Genomic DNA, 15,640 nt, shown 5'->3' with positions numbered 1-15,640 from the left:
CCTCGAGTTGAGTGAGCACTGCTCTCTGGATTCATCATGCAGCACCGATCGCCCATTTGCAAGAGCAGCGCTCTCTCAAGTGGGCGGTGGCTACTGAAGAGGTCAGTTGCGCCGGCGGTACCGCCGATTGAGGAACATGACCGCCAGCACCGCGAGCGGGACGGCCATCCACGCATTGCCCCGGCTGACCAGGGTGAGCAGGACGGCGGCGGGCACCAACAACCAGATGTAGGACATCCAGTCGGTCCCCGACCGCTGGGCAGATCCCTGACCGGGACGGAGCGGGTCGGGATACTCGGGGGCGCTGCTCGTCGATGCCACCCGCTGGTCGTCGTTCGGCTGATAGATCGGAAAGTTGGCCGGCGCGCCGGACGCCGGCGCCTCGGGGGCGTCCAGCGTCGGCCAGGCCGGCGCGTCGGTCCGGCCGGGCTGCTCGGCGGGCTCGGGCCGGGTCGGCCACGGGGAGGGCCCGGCGGCGGCCGCCGGCTCGTCGGGCGCCTCGGGCGGCAGCGGGTGCGGCTCGGGCAGATCGGCGAAGACGGCGCGCAACTCGCCGCGGGTCCTGGCGGCACCGCTCTGGCTGATCCGCTCGGTCAGTTCGTCCTCGGTCAGCCGCCCGGCGCTCGCGTGCTCGCCGAGCTGCGCGATCGCCCGCTCCCGCTCGCTGTCGCCCACTCGCATCGTCGCGTCGCTCATCGGGTACCTCCTGCCCCCATTGTGGCGCGGCCCGGGGGCTGGCAGCGCGGACACCACCAGAGGAATCGCTCCAGGCCCTCGCCGCCGCCGAGGCGGCCGCGCCGGATCGGCGTACCGCACCGCCGGCAGGGCCGGTTCTCGCGACCGTGCACCCACAGGTCCTGACCGGGGCGGTCCACCCCGGTGAACACCCGGACGCGGCGGACGACATTGTCGTTGATCGTCCGGTACGCCAGCGCGACCAGCGGCGCCAGCTCCACCTCCCCCACCGGCGTGCTCGGGTGCAGGCCGCGCAGGAAGCACAGCTCGCAGCGGTAGACGTTGCCGAGCCCGGCGATCCGCCGCTGGTCGAGGAGCGCCTCGCCGATCGTGCGATCCGGGTCGGCGGCCAGCCGGCGGGTCGCCTCGTCGGCGTCCCAGTCCGGGCGTAGCGGGTCGGGCCCGAGATCGGCGACGGAGGCCGCGATCCGCTCGGGGGCATCGAGCCGGACCAGGCCGAGATCGAACCCGATCGCCTGCGCGGTCGCGGTCGCCAGCACCACCCGCGCGGTGTGCGGCGGGCGCCGCCAGCGGCCGCCCGGCCGGTAGACGTGCCAGGCGCCCTCCATCTTCAGATGACTGTGCAGGGTCAGCGCGCGGCCGTGGGTGAGCAGATCCAGGAACAGGTGCTTGCCGTGGGCGCGGGTCCGCTCGACGGTGGCGCCGGTGAGATCGGTCGCGGCATAGCGCGGTACGCGGAGCTCGGCGCGGGTCAGCACCTGGCCGGTCAGCGCGGCATCCAGCTCGGCCGCCGCGCGGTGCACCGTGTCGCCCTCGGGCATGTCAGGGCCGGGGCGGGAGCAGTGCGGCGAGGTCCGGGCGCTCGAAGAACTCCGCGGCGGCGCGGGCACTCGGCGCGCCCAGATCGGGGTCGGCGCCGGCCGCCACCAGCATCCGCACGACCTCGGCGTACCCCTTGAAGATCGCGCCCGCGAGCGGGGTCTGGCCGCGGTCATTGATCGCATCCGGATTCGCGCCGCGTTCGAGCAGTACGTTCACCGCGTCCGGGTGGCCGTGATAGGCGGCGAGCATCAGCAGCGTGTTGCCTGCGGCGTCGGTCAGCTCGACGGGCGCGCCCGCGTCCAGATAGGCGGCCAGCAGCTCGGCCTCGCCCGCCCGGGCGCGATCGAACAGCCAGTTCGCCAGCTCGGCCGGATCATTGCCGTCGGGCACGCCGTCCCCCGGGCCCGTCACGAGGTCACCCCGGGCAGCTCGCGAATCCCCGCCGGCCGGTAGTTGATCACCGACGCCGCCTGGTGAGCCCGGCAGGTCAGCCGGTGCGCGGCCGTGCGCTCGGCGATGAGCTCGACCTCGACCCGGGCCGGCAGCGGCGCGCGGCCCGCGAGGTGGATGGTCCAGCGGTCGCCGTGCCGGGCGGTGTCGAGGACGCGCCAGGCGTACCGCCCGGCCGGACCGTAGGCGCGCAGCGCCTCGATCACCGCGACCTGTTGCGGCGGGGTCAGCGTGGTGTACCCGCGCAGGTGCTCGGGACGAATCCGGTCGGCCAGTTGATCTTCGATCACCGCGATCGCCTGGTCGGGGTCGACCTCGCCGTAGTAGACACCGTCGGGAGCGACGACCAGGTTGGCCGCGAACCGGTCACCGCCGACATGGCTGCACTCCCAGGTCAGCTCCGGCCAGCGATCCGCGAGCGCGGCCGCGACCGGCCGGCCGCGGATGGCACAGCAGGTGTCGTGCAGGCCGTGGGTACAGACCAGCAGTGGGGACGGCAGTCCAGCCTGCCCAGGCACCTCGAACGCGTCCGGGATCGCGGCAAGATCATCTTCGCCCTGCCAGGTACCCCAGGTCTGGCGGCCGATGCCGTCGCGGTCGTGGGTCAACACCGCCCAGCGCTGCGGCCGATCATGATCGACACGGCCGGGGCGGCGGATCAGCAGCACTCGCGCGCCCACGGACTGGGCCGCGGAGGTGACGTCGATCTTGGTTGCCAGGTCGATGTCCAGGCCGGAGAAGCCCTCGAACGGCCAGCGCCCCCGGTACTCGATCAACAGCCAGGTCCGGGTCGGCGCCGCCGTGCCGGCGATCGAATCCTGTCGGGCCCGGGCCTGCTCGGCGCAGAGGAAGCGCTCGGCGTTCACCGGTCGACCGGAAGGGCCACGCCGGAGCGGAGCAGCCGGCGGGCCAGGTCGATGCCGAGGTCGCCGGCGGCCACCGACCGGCCGTCGAGCAGTCGGCGGACGCGTTCGAGGTCGGTGTCGGGCAGGTCGAGCCAGCCGACGCGGGTATTCAGCCGATGGCCGTCCAGGGAGGCGTCGAGCGCCTCGCGCAGCCGGATCGGTGTGGCCTCGTCCAGCGCGTCGAGCGCCGCGAGCTGGGCGAGCGGGCCGAGCGGTGCGGGGCGGGCCTGACCACGGCGGGTACGCCGGAAGGCCGGCGCGGGATCGGCTTCGGCCAGCGCCGCGGTCAACGCCGTGCGGACCGCGTCGAGTTGATCATCGGGCCCGGTCGTGCCGAGCGGCAGGGTGGCGCGCATCGCGGGATCGTCGCGGAGCCGGGCAAGCGCGGCCTGGGCGAGTTGCTCTGCCACGGCGTACCGCGTCCAGTTGTGGATGCCCAGCGTGAGATGGATGGACACCTCGCCCTGGGCCTGGGCGGCGTGCAGCCAGCCACGCGGCAGGTAGAGCGCGTCGCCCGGCCGGAGCACCGTGTCGATCATGGCCTCGCCGCGAGCCGCCTCGGCGACCTCGGCGCTGCGCTCGGTCCAGGGCTGGTCGCGAAGCGGGTCCGGATGCACCGGCTCGTGGATTATCCAGCGCTTGGTCCCCGAGATCTGCAGCACGAACACGTCGTGCACGTCGTAGTGATCATCGAAGCCACGGTTCTGCGGCGGCGTGATGTAGGCATTCGCCTGGACCGGGTGGCCGAGCTCGGTACCGAGGCGGGAGGAGAAGTCGGCGATCGGCTGCCACGTGCGGTGCAGCGCCTGCAGGACGAGAGTCGCGCCGTCGGCGAAGTGCCGCCACAGCGCCGTGTCGTCGAGTTGATCATCGATGGAGGCGCCGACACCGGCACCCGCGGTGAAGCTGGCGTCCGGGAGGGTGCGACCCTCCTTGGCGACACGCAGGAAGGGCGCTCGCAGGCCGCGGCGGGAGATCAGTTCGTCGACCGCGGCGGCAGAGAAGAGATCGGAGAAGTCGTCGGCGCCGCGGGTGAGCAGGGCGCGACGGGCCCAGTAGTCGTCGGCGAACTCGTTCCGACCGATCTGCAGCAGGCGGGACTCCAGAACCCCGGCGCCGGAATCGGCGCCGGGGTCCCGGTGATCAGAGCGAGGGCTCAAGATCAGTTGTTGGCTCCGCCGTCGGCACCACCGTCGGCGCCGCCGTCAGCACCACCATCGGCGCCGCCGTCCTGGACACCCGGCGTACCGCTCGCGCCGCCGTCGGCCGGACCCTCGGCGCCGCCATCAGCACCGCCGTCCTGGACACCGGAAACGCCCGAGGCGCCGCCGTCCGCGGGGCCCTCGGCGCCGCTGTCGGCACCACCGTCGGCGCCACCGTCATGGACACCCGGGACACCCGCGGCCCCGCCGTCGGCCGGACCCTCTTGCTCGTTGTCGAACGTGTTGTCAGTCATGCTTCCTCCAAGAATCAACGTGGTCCAACGGACCGCTGCTTCCGGGCGCTTGACGTCCGGTCGGCGATCGATATCGCCATGGGTACGTGTCTACCGCATGAGCGGTCAGGACGGAACAGGGGGCCGACGAATCTCACCTGTTGGTGGCGGGTTGATCATTCCGGGCTCGGCGCCTCGGGCAGCCGGTCGAGCAGCCAGCCGGGCCCGATCACGTCGGCGCCGATCGCGCGTACCCGATCGATCAGGCCGCGGTCGGCGGTGACCACGGCCACCGGGCCGTCGACGGCGTACCGCTTCGCCTGCCGGACGATCTCGTCGTCGCCCGAGCCGGGGGCGTGGACGACGACCGGACGCGCATCGGGATCGGCGGGTACGCCGCGCTTGGCCGCCCCCTCATAGACCACCACGATCGGCGCATGGGGCAACTGCGCCGCCGCCAGCCGGGCGTTGAGCCGCGCGGCGGCGCCGGCCCGGTCGCGCCACCACCCGTCCGGAACCGACCCGATCACATTGGCCGCGTCGACCACCAGCGCCGTCGCGGGGTCAGAGCTCATGGGCGCAACGCTAGCTGCCTCCGCGTTGTCGGGTCAGAGTGTCAGACCTCCCGCCTAGGGTGATTTGCATGGGCACGGGGGGTGCGCAGGTGACGCGGGCGTTGGCGTTATCGATGGTCTCGACGGCGCTGGATCTCGCCTGCGCCGATGATGTGCCGCTGCCCGATCCGGCCGCGCGGTTGGCCGAGCTGGCGCTGCTGCTGGACCTGTCCGACCAGGTTCGGGCACTGATCGCCGAGCGGGTGACCGCGGCCGAGCGTGCCGACGACGCGATGGCCGTCCACGGCACCTCCCTGCGGACCTGGCTGGCGCAGTCCAACCGGATGACACCGCGTGCGGCGAGCACGTTGATCATGCAATCCCGAGCGCTGGGCCGCTTCCCCGAGGTGGCGCAGGCCTTCCACGAGGCCTTGATCAGCAAGGATCAGGCGGACGCGATCTGCACCGCTCTCGACGAGCTGCCGGCCGATCTTGGTGCCGAGCAGGTGGCGCGCGCCCAGGAGACGATGATCGGCTATTCGGCGGAGTTCGATCCCGCGCAGTTGCGCCGGCTGGCCGGCCATGTTGTCGAGGTGGTGGCGCCGGAGCAGGCCGAGGACAACGAGCGCCGCAAGCTGGAGCGCGACGAGCGGCGGGCGCAGGCGAATCGCTTCCTTCGGTGGTGCCGTGACGGCTTCGGCTCGATCGAGCTGAGCGCGCGGCTGCCGGAGGCCGAGGGCGAGGCCGTGGTGGCCGTGATCGAGGCGTATGCGGCGCATGCCGATCGGTCGCTCGACCGGCTGGATCCCCTGGCCGAGCTGGTCTCCCCGGCGCAGCGCCGGGCCGACGCGCTGGTTGATCTTGCTCGGCACGCGCAGGGGTGTCGAGCGGCGCCCACCCACGGCGGGGATCGGCCGCGGCTGGTGGTGACGATCGATCATGCCGAGCTGCTGCAGCGGTTGCACTCCGACCCGGTGGCAGCGGGGCGGCTGGCGGCCAGCGGTGCGCTGGTGTCGCCGTCCGCGCTGCGCCTGCTGGCGTGTGACTGTGAGGTGTTGCCGGCCGTCCTCGGCGGGGCGGGGCAGGTGCTCGACGTCGGCCGCGCGCAGCGCCTGGTCACTCCCCCGATCCGGGCGGCGCTGACCCTGCGCGACCGCGGCTGTGTGATGCCCGGCTGCGACCGGGCGCCAGCGGATTGCGATGCCCACCACATCGAGCCGTGGCAGTCCGGCGGGCGTACCTCGTTGGACAATCTGGTGCTGCTCTGCCGGCACCACCACGGCCTGCTCGAGCCGCGGCCGCACGCGCCGCCGGATTCACAGTGGGAGGTACGCCTCGGCGACGCAGGCCTCCCGGTCATCGTTCCCCCGAGCCGCGTCGACGCGCGCCGCCGACCGCGCCTGCATCAGCGGTTCCGGGTGCCGCCGCCGAGCCGGGCGGACGATCCTCCGTGATGCGCCCGATGCGCTACGCACTGCCCAATATTTCCTCGGGGCGCCGGTGGGTGACCGCATCGGCGTAATCGCTGCTGATGTCGCGCAGCAACGCTTCGATGTCGCCTGCGGCAGACGTCTCGGCGAGCTTGCGGACCTCGGCAACGAGTTCGCGACCCGGGACCAGGACGACGGGAAAGCCATCGTCGATCACCTCGATCTGCGCCTGCTGGCTGAACACGCCGGTCGTGACAAAAACACCGATCCAACCCCGGCGCAGCCTCGCGACCACCCGCGCCACCTGGTCCGGGCTGACCGAGGACTCCGGCTTGATGCACTTGGCTTGTCCGAGTACGACGAGCGGCGTGTTCGCCGCGGTGCTACCCGCGTCCAGCCGACCGACGAAGTCGAGACCTCCGTCACCGCCGGCGCGCGAGAGCCAGCCATCGTGATAGGTCGCACCGCTGGCGGCGAAAACGCTCGCTGCGACGGCCGCCGCGAGCTTCTCGAACTCGTGTTTGCGATCGTCGAAGTGCCGATAGATCGTGTCCAGCAGGGCGGCATCCGGCGCGCCTGACTCAGGCCGCTGATCTGCCGCTGACCGGACGCGGCTGGACAGCACCCGGCGCCGAATCCGCGGAATCGCCACCTTGCCCTGATCGACCCAGCGGCGCCACGACGCCGGCCCCTTGGCATTGGCCTGTTCGGCAGTGAGTTCACCGTTGCGCCGGTCATCGATCCAGCGGAAGTCGAGTTCGTCGGTGGTTTCGTCGAGCTTGATCACCGCAAGATCAACAGCGAGATTGGGGAAGGTGCGCGCGGTCTGCGGATCGCGCTGCACGATGTACTCCAGCCGCTCGATGACGGCCACCCCGCAGAACTCGAGATGTCCCTTGTCGACCCGCTTGCCATCTCGCATGACAGAGACCCCGCGCATCAGAAGTAACGGCGGTGCGAGCACGCGATCGGCCCGCGCGGAGCTGCCATGGAGTTGCCAGGCATCGAGCAAGGCCCGATTTCCTTGCGTCGCCCCGATCGGGCCCACAGTGCTCGCCTTGTGATCCCCAAAGTAACGAGCGTGCCCATGATCGAGGTCGAACACATCCTCCCATGGCGTGGTTGCCGAGCCTGCCTTACCCGGGCTGGACCGAAGTAGTATGACCGGTCGACGCCGAGCATCGGGCGCGGCGATCTCCGCCGGGGTGTTGATCCCGCGCTCCAACTGAATCCGGGCACTGATCCCCGGGGACTTGGCGAGTTGGTGGAAGTTTCGATAACCATCGATGAAGACATCGACATTGCCGGACTCGCGGGCATATCGGACGATGTCAAGCATGCCGAGGCAACGCTCGTCGCCTGCCCGCCCGTGGTCGGCCATGGCGGCACCCTACCGCCGGGCCTCGGCCGAGTCCGGTCCCGTCAGCCGCCCGGCCTCGGTGAACGCGCACTGTCCGGACGTGCCCGGACGGCGACCGGACAATCGGCGCTGAACCGCACCACTACGCGCTCCGGACGGGACCGGACGACCGACAGGTTGCCGGACCGTCGTACACCTCGATTGGCTGGCGACTGCCGGTAGATGCCGGTTGAACCATCCGCCTCAGTCAACACTCAGGAGTGAGAGTTCATGTCAAAGCTAGCCCGCGTGATCGCCGCCTTCGTCCTGGCCTTCGGCCTGGTCGGCGGAGTCGGCGCAGTTTCCGCCCCGACGGCGTCCGCCTACGACTGGAAGCGCGAGCTCGCCTCCGGTGACACCGGCGCTGACGTCAAGGAACTTCAGATCCGGATCGCCGGTTTCGCCGCCGACGGGCCGGAGAAGACGTCGCTGAAGGCCGATGGTGACTTCGGCCCGGCGACCGAGGCCGCGTTGAAGCGGTTCCAGAAGGCGCACGGCCTGACCCAGAGCGGCAAGGTTGACGGTGCGACCCAGGACAAGCTGAACAGCCTGGAGGACAGCGACGGCTCGACCAAGAACTTCGAGTTCAAGGAGTTCGCCTCCAAGGACTGCGGCTGCTTCACCAACGGCAAGGTCGGCGAGTCCGAGGTCAAGGAGAACGTCCGCCAGTTGATGTGGAAGCTGGAAGCCATCCGGACCAAGGCCGGCGACAAGCCGATCACCGTCAACTCGGGCTTCCGCACCCGGTCCCACAACTCCTCGGTCGGCGGCGCCAGCAACTCCCAGCACATGTACGGGATCGCCGGTGACATCGTGGTCTCGGGCAAGTCCCCGAGCCAGACCGCGGACCTGGCCAAGAGCTCCGGCTTCTCCGGCGTGATCATCTACAACAGCTTCACCCACGTCGACAGCCGGGCCGACCACGACTACGGCAGCAGCAGCTTCTACTGGGCCAACGCCTGACCCAGGAACGTCTGATGCAGCCAATCCAGCACACGCCGCGGCGGACGCTCGCGGCCATGGCCCTCGGCCTGGTCGTGGCGTCCGCCGCGGCGTTGACAGGTACGCCCGCCGCGCAGGCGGCCGATCCCCGGCACAGCGCGTCGATGATCTTCGATGGTGGCGGCGATGACGAGTTGAACGGCCTGCGCTACCACTCGTTCCGGATCCCGTCGATCGTCACAACCACGGACGGCAGCCTGCTCGCCTTCGCCGAGGGACGGGCCACCGGCAACGGAGACTTCGGCAACATCAACCTCGTCTACAAGCGCTCGACCGACAACGGCAAGACCTGGTCGAAGCTGCAGGAGGTCGTCGGCAGCGGCGAGGGGGTGTGGGGCAACCCGACGCCCGTCGTCGATCAAGACACCGGCCGGATCTGGATGTTCATGAACCACCAGCCCGCCGACGCGGAGAAGGTCGACGAGTGGGGCGAGCGGCGTACCTTCACGGCTTACAGCGACGACGACGGGCAGACCTGGTCGAAGCCGGTCGATCGGACCGAGGAGCTGACGCCGAAGAAGAAGCCCGGCGGCGGCGACGTCACCTGGGATGCCGTCGGCCCGGGCAATGGCATTCAGACCACGGTCGACCATCCCGGCCGGCTGGTGATCCCGGCGCAGCACCGGATGATCTACAGCGATGATCACGGCGAGAGCTGGAAGACCGAGTTCCTCACCACCGAGGACGGCAAGCCGATGGAGCAAACCGGCGAGAGCACCGTCGCCGAGCTGACCGACGGCACGCTCTATCGCAACGACCGGGCCGAGACCTCGGTCTGGGAGAAGCAGAAGCGCCGCCAGGTCACGACAGGCCGGATCGGCGAGGGGTACGCGCCATTCACCGCGGCCTCGTGCCTGCTCGACCCGAAGAGCCAGGGCTCGGTCGTGCGCTACAACACCGACGATCCCGCCCGGCTGGTGTTCCTCAACTCGGCCAGCACCGAGACCAGGACGAAGATGCGGGTGCGGGTGAGCGAGGACGAGGGCAAGACCTGGCGGATCAGCCGGCCGCTGTCCGACGAGCCTCTCGACCTGCCGGCCGGCGCCAAGGAGGGCGGCTACTCCAGCATGACCAAGACCACCGACTACTCCGTCGGTGCGCTGGTCGAGGTCAACGAGGACACCTCGAACAATGCCGGCTCGCACCGCTCGATCGCCTTCCGAAAGTTCAACCTTCCGTGGTTGATGGCGGGCGAGCAGGACAGCGACTGCTCCGGCCGCTGAGCGGGCGCGCGTCGCAGCGCGCTCGTTCAGCCGAGCTCGTTCAGACGATGTCGGCGATGTCCGTCAGCCGCGCCCGCGCAGCGTCGGTGAGCAATTCGGTAGCGCCGAGCACCTCGACACCGAGCAGGTGCCCGGCGTCATCGAAGTCGAGGACGATCGTGCCGTGAGGTCGATCGATCACAACCTGCTCGGCCGCCGACCCGTTGGCGAGCCGCGGCTCGATCGGGAAGTACGCCGCATCCGCCGCGTGATCGAGGTGTGCCGGGCGCTCGCTCATCGCCAACACGGTAGCGCCTCGTTATCCTGTTCGGGTTCGTCGCCCGGCGGATCCGAACGGCGCCCCAGGATCCTGATGAGGAAGCTGCTTGGAGCGGACGACGGGAATCGAACCCGCATTCTCAGCTTGGGAAGGCGATTCGGGGTGATCCTGACTAATTGATTCCCAGTGTTTTCGCGGGTGGGTCGTTGCGGACAGGGGCCACTCTGGGAGGTTCGCGTACATGCCGTCGTACACGTTGCAATCGGCTGCACCAAGCCCAGGACGATCGTCGGTAGGTGGTCGGCACGTCCAGCTCAGGCCCCATGGGAACACTGTTGACGTCCCCCGCGAATGTCAGTGCCCGCTGCAACACTCTAGCGATCCGAAGAAGGAGGAGCGCAATGGAGTGGCGTACAGAGTTCGGCAGGCAACCCTCGAAGGTCCTCGACGAGCCTTGGCTGTCGATTGACAACGGCCAATCGCGGACCGACCGGGTGGGGAAATGGATGGTCTTCTGCCGCATGGGCGACGATCTAGACAAGACTTGGTTGTGGGTGATGGCAGGAGTGATGGCCGGCAAGCTCGGGCCGTCGGCCAAGGTTGCTACCGCAGCAGACGCGAGAGGGTGGGGTAGCCCAATCATGGTGTACACCCGTGATGCCGACGATCTGGTCGACGTCGAGCGTGTCCTAGGAACCCTGCGTGACCTGCGGATTCGCCGAAGGCTGACATACAAGGAGGACAGAGCTACCTACGCGGGCCAGTACGGACGGGGCTCAGGCCGGTATCACGCAGCCGAGGACTCCCGACATGCAGTCCAATCAGCTTCCCAGTCAGTTGGCCTAGAGCATCAGCCCGAGCTGTTCTAGATTGGAACGACGCTTGGCGCGCGGAGCGTAGTCGACTGCCAGCTCAGGACTGTCAAGATCAGCTAGTCTCACAGCCATGGAGGCCGAAGAGGTCCAAGAGCTCGGGCGTGAAGGCGTCGGAATGGTGAAGGCGTGGCTGGAATCGACCACTTGGATGAGTTTGCCTATGAATGCCTACCAAGATGGCAAAAGGAGGTGCGCCGTCGCCTATCCTGGCGGGAGTAAGGTGTTCGATTTGTCGGGATACCTACACGGCGACAAGAGTCAACGCAGGAACATCTGGGTTGAGTGTAAGAGATACAGCTCCGAAGGCGTTCAGCACCGCGAGTTCAAGAAGTTTTTGTCGATCGCGTACAGCTACCACTGCAAGCAGGTTGCAGAGTTGGGGGAATGCGATGACGAGTTCCTCTGGGTCACGAGCCACCCATTCTACGTGAGCGGGTGGACGGATCTTGCGACCGAGGAGAAGGTAGACGAATCATTCCATCTCCCCGAGCATTCTTCGATCATCGGCAACTTATCCTACGACAATTCGATTGGGCAAAGCATCGCATCTCGCGTGTGGGTTCTTGTGTGGAGCGAGAAGCAAATCCAGAAACTAACACTGAGTAGCGAGGAGCTAGCTCAGACCATGACTGTGCTGACACGTGGAGGAAGGCCGCTATGGTCTCACTAATCGAAGGAATGCAAGCTGCCGACGACATTGTTGATCAGTACGACTACACAACAGCCGTCAAGTCACTCTTTCGTGACTACATCACAGAGACGGATCCTGGAGCGACAGTCTCGGATACAGGCTATTTTAATCATTCCGCTGTACCCGATTACGTCCTAAAATGGAACCGCAGCGAGAAGCGCTTGGTGTACCTCAGGCGTTCCTACGAAGAGATCGCTGGCAATGCCGACGCAGACAGATTTTCCGCGACAGACAACCTTGTCGTTTCACTTAACGAAGCCGCTGGCGAGTCGATAGCCGAGTCTAGGATACGGGAGAGAATAGAGAACAGCGGCGAGAATCGGCTACTCGTGACTGGGGGCCTCGCTCTAGACCGGTTCGCTGAACGACTGTCCTCGTCGGCTGCCGCATCACCTATCTCTACGGTCGTCTCGGGTCAGGTTCTACATTCGGGACGCGGGCTGATTGACGCGGAACAGGCGGAGCGGCTGATGTCAGCGCAGAGCGGGATCACATCTGACATCGAGCGCAACTTCCTGCCGGAAATGGCGGAACAGCTTCGAGCTTCGGTCGAGATCGTGGCCGCTATGTCTGATCCCGCCTTGCCGCCGCCTGGGAGCTCCGAGCTTCTTACAATTTCGTCGGCGCGCGCGGTGCTTCCGTGGCTACTTCGCCAAGATAACCGGCGATCTGACGATGAGTTTTGGGCAGCATTGGGCTCTCGAGTTACGTTAGAAACCTTGACTTCAATCTCGGACGACCTCGCCGGACTAGATTTAACTCCCTTGGTCTCAGCGTCGTGGTCGACCTGGCTCGCTTCCCGTGGGGCAATAGGGCTCGCACCGCCGGACGAAGTTGAAGAGGAAGTTAGATGGCAGCTCGTGAATCGAGTGCTAACTCGTACACAAGGGAGTGATGCTCTTCGGTTCGCGACCTACGGCCAAGCATTGAAAGCTAGAGGGCTCCAATCCAGCGCTCTTTGGCAAGTGGTGTCGAGCCTGCTTCCGGCGGATTCTCGCGTGTTGGAAATCGAACTGCGCGGAGTCGATCGTTCCATCACGCTTCGCGCCAACGAGTCACCAAACCTCCACCAAGACGTCGAGGACGTGGTTGGTTCAGTTCAGGATAACTTCTACGTCGAGCGCTTAGTCGTGCAGCTCGGGCGGGTTGATGAAGATCGCCAAGTCGAGTTGGCCTTTGGCGACCGCATGGCCTACGGGTCTGGCAACGCCACGCTGAAGGACCTTGCTGAATTGCTCGCAGGGACGGTAGCGTACCGAAATCCGATCTCACTGCAATAGCCGCACGGCCGCCAGGTCACGAACTAGCGGCCGTCGCGCGTTCTCGGCCGGGGAGCTGCAGACGCCGAAGTCACGCCGCACACGGCAGGTCCCCATCATGCGGGCTGTTCACAGCGCCATTGAGCCGTTGGTAACTGGTCGTGCTAAGTCTGACACGGTGCTCGTCGGACCCCTCGGCGGTCGGCTGTACCACTCGAACTTCCGGACCAAAGTGGATTGGGTGAATCTCGTTGGTCGGCTGGGATGGCCGGCGCTGCATTTCCACGACTTGCGGGCGACGGCGATCGTGTTGTGGATCAGGGCTGGCGTGCCGCTGAGCACCGTCCGAGCGCTGCGGTCACGCCAGCCTGACGACCACGGACCGCTATGCCCGGCTGGCTCGGAATGACCTCTCCGGGGCTGCTGCTCAGATCGATTCGTACATCAGTCGTACACCGGCGAACGGTGCGAGTGCGGAAGCCGAGCGGTGAAAGCGGCTCTGACTAGGAGTGGTGATGTGGAGCGGATGACGGGAATCGAACCCGCATTCTCAGCTTGGGAAGCTGATGTTCTGCCATTGAACTACATCCGCGTGCGCCGCAGCGCCCGTGCAGTCTAGCGGACCCGAGGCGCCCACACGAAGCGCCCGGCGGCATCAGGCATCGCTGAACCGTACCTGCACCGTGCCATCTCGCAGCGTCACGACTGGACGGGGCGCCGTGGTCATCGGGACCCGCGCCTCCCGCTCGTCGCCGTCATCGGTCCATGTCGCGATCATGATCGCGTCCGGGCTCCCGCGATAGGCCCCGCGGAAGCGATCGTGAGCGTCCTCCCAGGCATAGTCGACCCCGCGCGAGCCCTCGATGCGCCATTGCACTCCCACCGGCGATGTTGCCCCCGTCGCCTCGCGGCTGTTCGGGCAGCCGTCGTTCTCCAGCGCCGGACTGGCGAGGCACTCGTCGAACACCCGTTGGGTCTCCTCGTCCACGGCCCGTTCCCCAGCCTCGGTCAACGTCGCGGTCAGTTGTGGCACCCGGTGACCGACCAGGTCGTCGCTCACCACCAGCTCCTGCGCTTCGACGTCCACCAGCGGCCCGGCGTCGATCCCGATCCGATACCTGCCCGGCAGCACGACGAACTCCTCGCTGGCCCGCACCGGTGCCGCGACGCCGTTCACCACGACCTCCCCCTCGGCAATCAGCGCACTCGCCGCCGCCCGGCCGCCCTGGACGAGCCAGTCAGCATCGGTGATGAGCATCGTCTCGGCACTGATCATCAGGGTGAAGTCCTCGGTCGAACCGCCGATCTCGGCCGTGCCCTCGACCAGGTGCACCTGTGATCCGGCGGACACGCTTGCTATCTCCCACGCCCCGATCCGCTCATCGGCGGTCCGATACGCCTCCGCGGGCAGCCACGGCGCACCCGCCTCGACCAGCGGCGCATTGATCTCCCGCCCGACCATCGTCTGCGCGACGTCTCCGTCACCGGAGGCGACGGCCTCGAGGAAGCGCTCGGACAGCGCCCGAACCTGCCCGTCGGCGCCGAGACCGGTCACCGATGGGAGGGCACAGCCCGTCAGGGCCGTGATCATCGCCCCCGACAAGGCTCGCGCCATCCACATGGCGCTCATGATCACCGACGCGGGGGCCATCCTCAGATCCAGCGCGGCGTGCCCTCGGCGTACCGCTCGAACTCCGAGCCGAACCGCGCCCGCAGCGCCGCCTCCTCCGCGGGGATCTGCCGGCGATCGATCAGCGCCGCGAACGCCGCCACGGGCAGGAAGCTGACCAGCTTGCCCTGTCCGATCGCCAGCCCGAGCAGCAACAACACATCGCCCAGGTACACCGGGTTCCGCGACACCCGGTACAACCCATCCGTCACCAGCTCCGAGCTCTCCTCCGGCGCCCGCGGGTCAACCGTCGTCCCGCGCAGGAACAACTGCCCGACCCCGCCCACGAACAGCGCCCCACCGGCCAGCGCGGCCCCGCCGCCCAACACCCGGCGCAGCAGCCGCCGCCTCGGCCGCTTCCGCCTGCCCAGCGCGAGCTGGGTCAGCGCGGCACCGATCAGCAGGGCGGGCGGCGGCACTCCGGGCTTCTCCATGCCGGGCACCCTACTCACCGCCGCGCCCCCAACCGCCGTGCCCCCAAACCGGTACACCCCGAACCGATACACCCCGAACCGATGCGGTACGCCAAGATGGCCGCATGCCTGAGCACCGTGCCTATCCGGGCGACTACCCGACCATGCCGACGGTCAGCTACGCCCCGATCGACGACGCTCAACCCGACCCCGGCGAGGTCGCCTGGGCGTGGATCGCCTACGAGGACGACCCCACCCGCGGCAAGACCCGCCCGTCGATGATCATCGGCCGCGACGACGCCTGGCTGCTCGGCCTGCCGATGACCTCGAAGGACCACGACCGCGACGAGGCCCAGGAGGCCCGCGAGAACCGCTTCTGGTACGACATCGGCACCGGCCCGTGGGACCCCGAGGAACGCTCCAGCGAGGTACGCCTGAACCGGATCGTCCGGATCCACCCCGACGACGTCGTGCACCGCTCGGCCCGGATCGACCGCGCGATCTTCGACGCGGTGATCACCGCGATGCGCGCCTACTACTGAGCTACTGAGCTACTGA

General features: G+C 68.1%; 19 protein-coding genes and 1 tRNA gene. 8 read left to right on the top strand and 12 right to left on the bottom strand.

Going from position 1 to position 15,640, the window contains the following annotated elements:
* Positions 1-102 precede the first annotated feature (102 nt).
* From ACXDC7_RS04065 to ACXDC7_RS04035, 7 genes are all read right to left on the bottom strand, one after another.
* Positions 103-696 (bottom strand): DUF1707 SHOCT-like domain-containing protein, encoded by a 594-nt coding sequence (locus ACXDC7_RS04065; protein ID WP_179444704.1) that lies wholly within the window; start codon positions 694-696, stop codon positions 103-105.
* Positions 693-1,517 carry an Fpg/Nei family DNA glycosylase gene (locus ACXDC7_RS04060; RefSeq protein WP_459221285.1) on the bottom strand — a complete coding sequence of 275 codons (825 nt, stop codon included), beginning with the start codon at positions 1,515-1,517 and terminating at the stop codon, positions 693-695. The genes ACXDC7_RS04065 and ACXDC7_RS04060 overlap by 4 nt, the downstream gene beginning before the upstream one ends.
* Before the next feature lies 1 nt (position 1,518).
* On the bottom strand, positions 1,519-1,929 hold the full coding sequence (locus ACXDC7_RS04055; protein ID WP_459221284.1) for an ankyrin repeat domain-containing protein: 411 nt from the start codon (positions 1,927-1,929) through the stop codon (positions 1,519-1,521).
* Positions 1,926-2,834, bottom strand: coding sequence for a sucrase ferredoxin (locus ACXDC7_RS04050; protein ID WP_459221283.1), 909 nt, complete (start codon positions 2,832-2,834; stop codon positions 1,926-1,928). Before ACXDC7_RS04050 ends, ACXDC7_RS04055 begins: the two co-directional genes overlap by 4 nt.
* On the bottom strand, positions 2,831-4,033 hold the full coding sequence (locus ACXDC7_RS04045; protein WP_459221282.1) for a cupin domain-containing protein: 1,203 nt from the start codon (positions 4,031-4,033) through the stop codon (positions 2,831-2,833). The genes ACXDC7_RS04050 and ACXDC7_RS04045 overlap by 4 nt, the downstream gene beginning before the upstream one ends.
* 2 nt (positions 4,034-4,035) lie before the next feature.
* Positions 4,036-4,329: a hypothetical protein gene (locus tag ACXDC7_RS04040; protein WP_281370013.1), complete on the bottom strand. Its 294-nt coding sequence runs from the start codon at positions 4,327-4,329 to the stop codon at positions 4,036-4,038.
* A 155-nt stretch (positions 4,330-4,484) separates the two neighbouring features.
* On the bottom strand, positions 4,485-4,883 hold the full coding sequence (locus ACXDC7_RS04035) for a hypothetical protein (RefSeq protein WP_459221281.1): 399 nt from the start codon (positions 4,881-4,883) through the stop codon (positions 4,485-4,487).
* Positions 4,884-4,951: 68 nt separating this feature from the next.
* Here ACXDC7_RS04035 and ACXDC7_RS04030 point away from each other — a divergent pair, with 68 nt between their 5' ends.
* Positions 4,952-6,316, top strand: coding sequence for a DUF222 domain-containing protein (locus tag ACXDC7_RS04030; RefSeq protein ID WP_459221280.1), 1,365 nt, complete (start codon positions 4,952-4,954; stop codon positions 6,314-6,316).
* A 13-nt stretch (positions 6,317-6,329) separates the two neighbouring features.
* Here ACXDC7_RS04030 and ACXDC7_RS04025 read toward each other — a convergent pair whose 3' ends face one another.
* Positions 6,330-7,673, bottom strand: a complete 1,344-nt coding sequence (locus ACXDC7_RS04025; protein ID WP_459221279.1) for a restriction endonuclease — start codon at positions 7,671-7,673, stop codon at positions 6,330-6,332.
* A 249-nt stretch (positions 7,674-7,922) separates the two neighbouring features.
* On the opposite strand from ACXDC7_RS04025, the gene ACXDC7_RS04020 reads away from it, so the two are divergent.
* Together ACXDC7_RS04020 and ACXDC7_RS04015 are read left to right on the top strand one after the other, a co-directional pair.
* The gene (locus ACXDC7_RS04020) at positions 7,923-8,654 is read left to right on the top strand and encodes a D-Ala-D-Ala carboxypeptidase family metallohydrolase (RefSeq protein WP_179444710.1); all 732 of its coding nucleotides are present in this window, start codon (positions 7,923-7,925) and stop codon (positions 8,652-8,654) included.
* A 14-nt stretch (positions 8,655-8,668) separates the two neighbouring features.
* Complete coding sequence (locus ACXDC7_RS04015) at positions 8,669-9,916, top strand: sialidase family protein (RefSeq protein WP_459221278.1); 1,248 nt, start codon at positions 8,669-8,671, stop codon at positions 9,914-9,916.
* A 40-nt stretch (positions 9,917-9,956) separates the two neighbouring features.
* Here ACXDC7_RS04015 and ACXDC7_RS04010 read toward each other — a convergent pair whose 3' ends face one another.
* Complete coding sequence (locus ACXDC7_RS04010; RefSeq protein ID WP_459221277.1) at positions 9,957-10,193, bottom strand: DUF2283 domain-containing protein; 237 nt, start codon at positions 10,191-10,193, stop codon at positions 9,957-9,959.
* A gap of 305 nt (positions 10,194-10,498) precedes the next feature.
* Between ACXDC7_RS04010 and ACXDC7_RS04005 the strand changes: the two genes are divergently transcribed.
* The 4 genes from ACXDC7_RS04005 to ACXDC7_RS03990 all read left to right on the top strand — a co-directional run bounded on the left by ACXDC7_RS04005 (position 10,499) and on the right by ACXDC7_RS03990 (position 13,409).
* Positions 10,499-11,044, top strand: a complete 546-nt coding sequence (locus ACXDC7_RS04005) for a putative phosphothreonine lyase domain-containing protein (protein ID WP_459221276.1) — start codon at positions 10,499-10,501, stop codon at positions 11,042-11,044.
* Positions 11,045-11,120: 76 nt separating this feature from the next.
* Complete coding sequence (locus ACXDC7_RS04000; RefSeq protein WP_459221275.1) at positions 11,121-11,720, top strand: hypothetical protein; 600 nt, start codon at positions 11,121-11,123, stop codon at positions 11,718-11,720.
* An 8-nt stretch (positions 11,721-11,728) separates the two neighbouring features.
* Positions 11,729-13,021, top strand: coding sequence for a hypothetical protein (locus ACXDC7_RS03995; protein ID WP_459221274.1), 1,293 nt, complete (start codon positions 11,729-11,731; stop codon positions 13,019-13,021).
* Positions 13,002-13,409 carry a tyrosine-type recombinase/integrase gene (locus tag ACXDC7_RS03990; RefSeq protein WP_459222799.1) on the top strand — a complete coding sequence of 136 codons (408 nt, stop codon included), beginning with the start codon at positions 13,002-13,004 and terminating at the stop codon, positions 13,407-13,409. The genes ACXDC7_RS03995 and ACXDC7_RS03990 overlap by 20 nt, the downstream gene beginning before the upstream one ends.
* 109 nt (positions 13,410-13,518) lie before the next feature.
* Here the strand turns inward: ACXDC7_RS03990 and ACXDC7_RS03985 are convergent.
* The 3 genes from ACXDC7_RS03985 to ACXDC7_RS03975 all read right to left on the bottom strand — a co-directional run bounded on the left by ACXDC7_RS03985 (position 13,519) and on the right by ACXDC7_RS03975 (position 15,103).
* Positions 13,519-13,592 (bottom strand) — tRNA-Gly (locus ACXDC7_RS03985).
* Positions 13,593-13,655: 63 nt separating this feature from the next.
* Positions 13,656-14,651: a hypothetical protein gene (locus ACXDC7_RS03980; protein WP_459221273.1), complete on the bottom strand. Its 996-nt coding sequence runs from the start codon at positions 14,649-14,651 to the stop codon at positions 13,656-13,658.
* A 2-nt stretch (positions 14,652-14,653) separates the two neighbouring features.
* Positions 14,654-15,103 carry a methyltransferase family protein gene (locus ACXDC7_RS03975; protein WP_459221272.1) on the bottom strand — a complete coding sequence of 150 codons (450 nt, stop codon included), beginning with the start codon at positions 15,101-15,103 and terminating at the stop codon, positions 14,654-14,656.
* A 104-nt stretch (positions 15,104-15,207) separates the two neighbouring features.
* On the opposite strand from ACXDC7_RS03975, the gene ACXDC7_RS03970 reads away from it, so the two are divergent.
* Positions 15,208-15,624: a type II toxin-antitoxin system PemK/MazF family toxin gene (locus ACXDC7_RS03970; RefSeq protein WP_459221271.1), complete on the top strand. Its 417-nt coding sequence runs from the start codon at positions 15,208-15,210 to the stop codon at positions 15,622-15,624.
* Positions 15,625-15,640 lie beyond the last annotated feature (16 nt).

It is taken from the genome of Naumannella huperziae (assembly GCF_054073625.1).
Note: the sequence above shows the minus strand (reverse complement) of the source record. Positions and strands in the feature narration are given on the sequence as shown.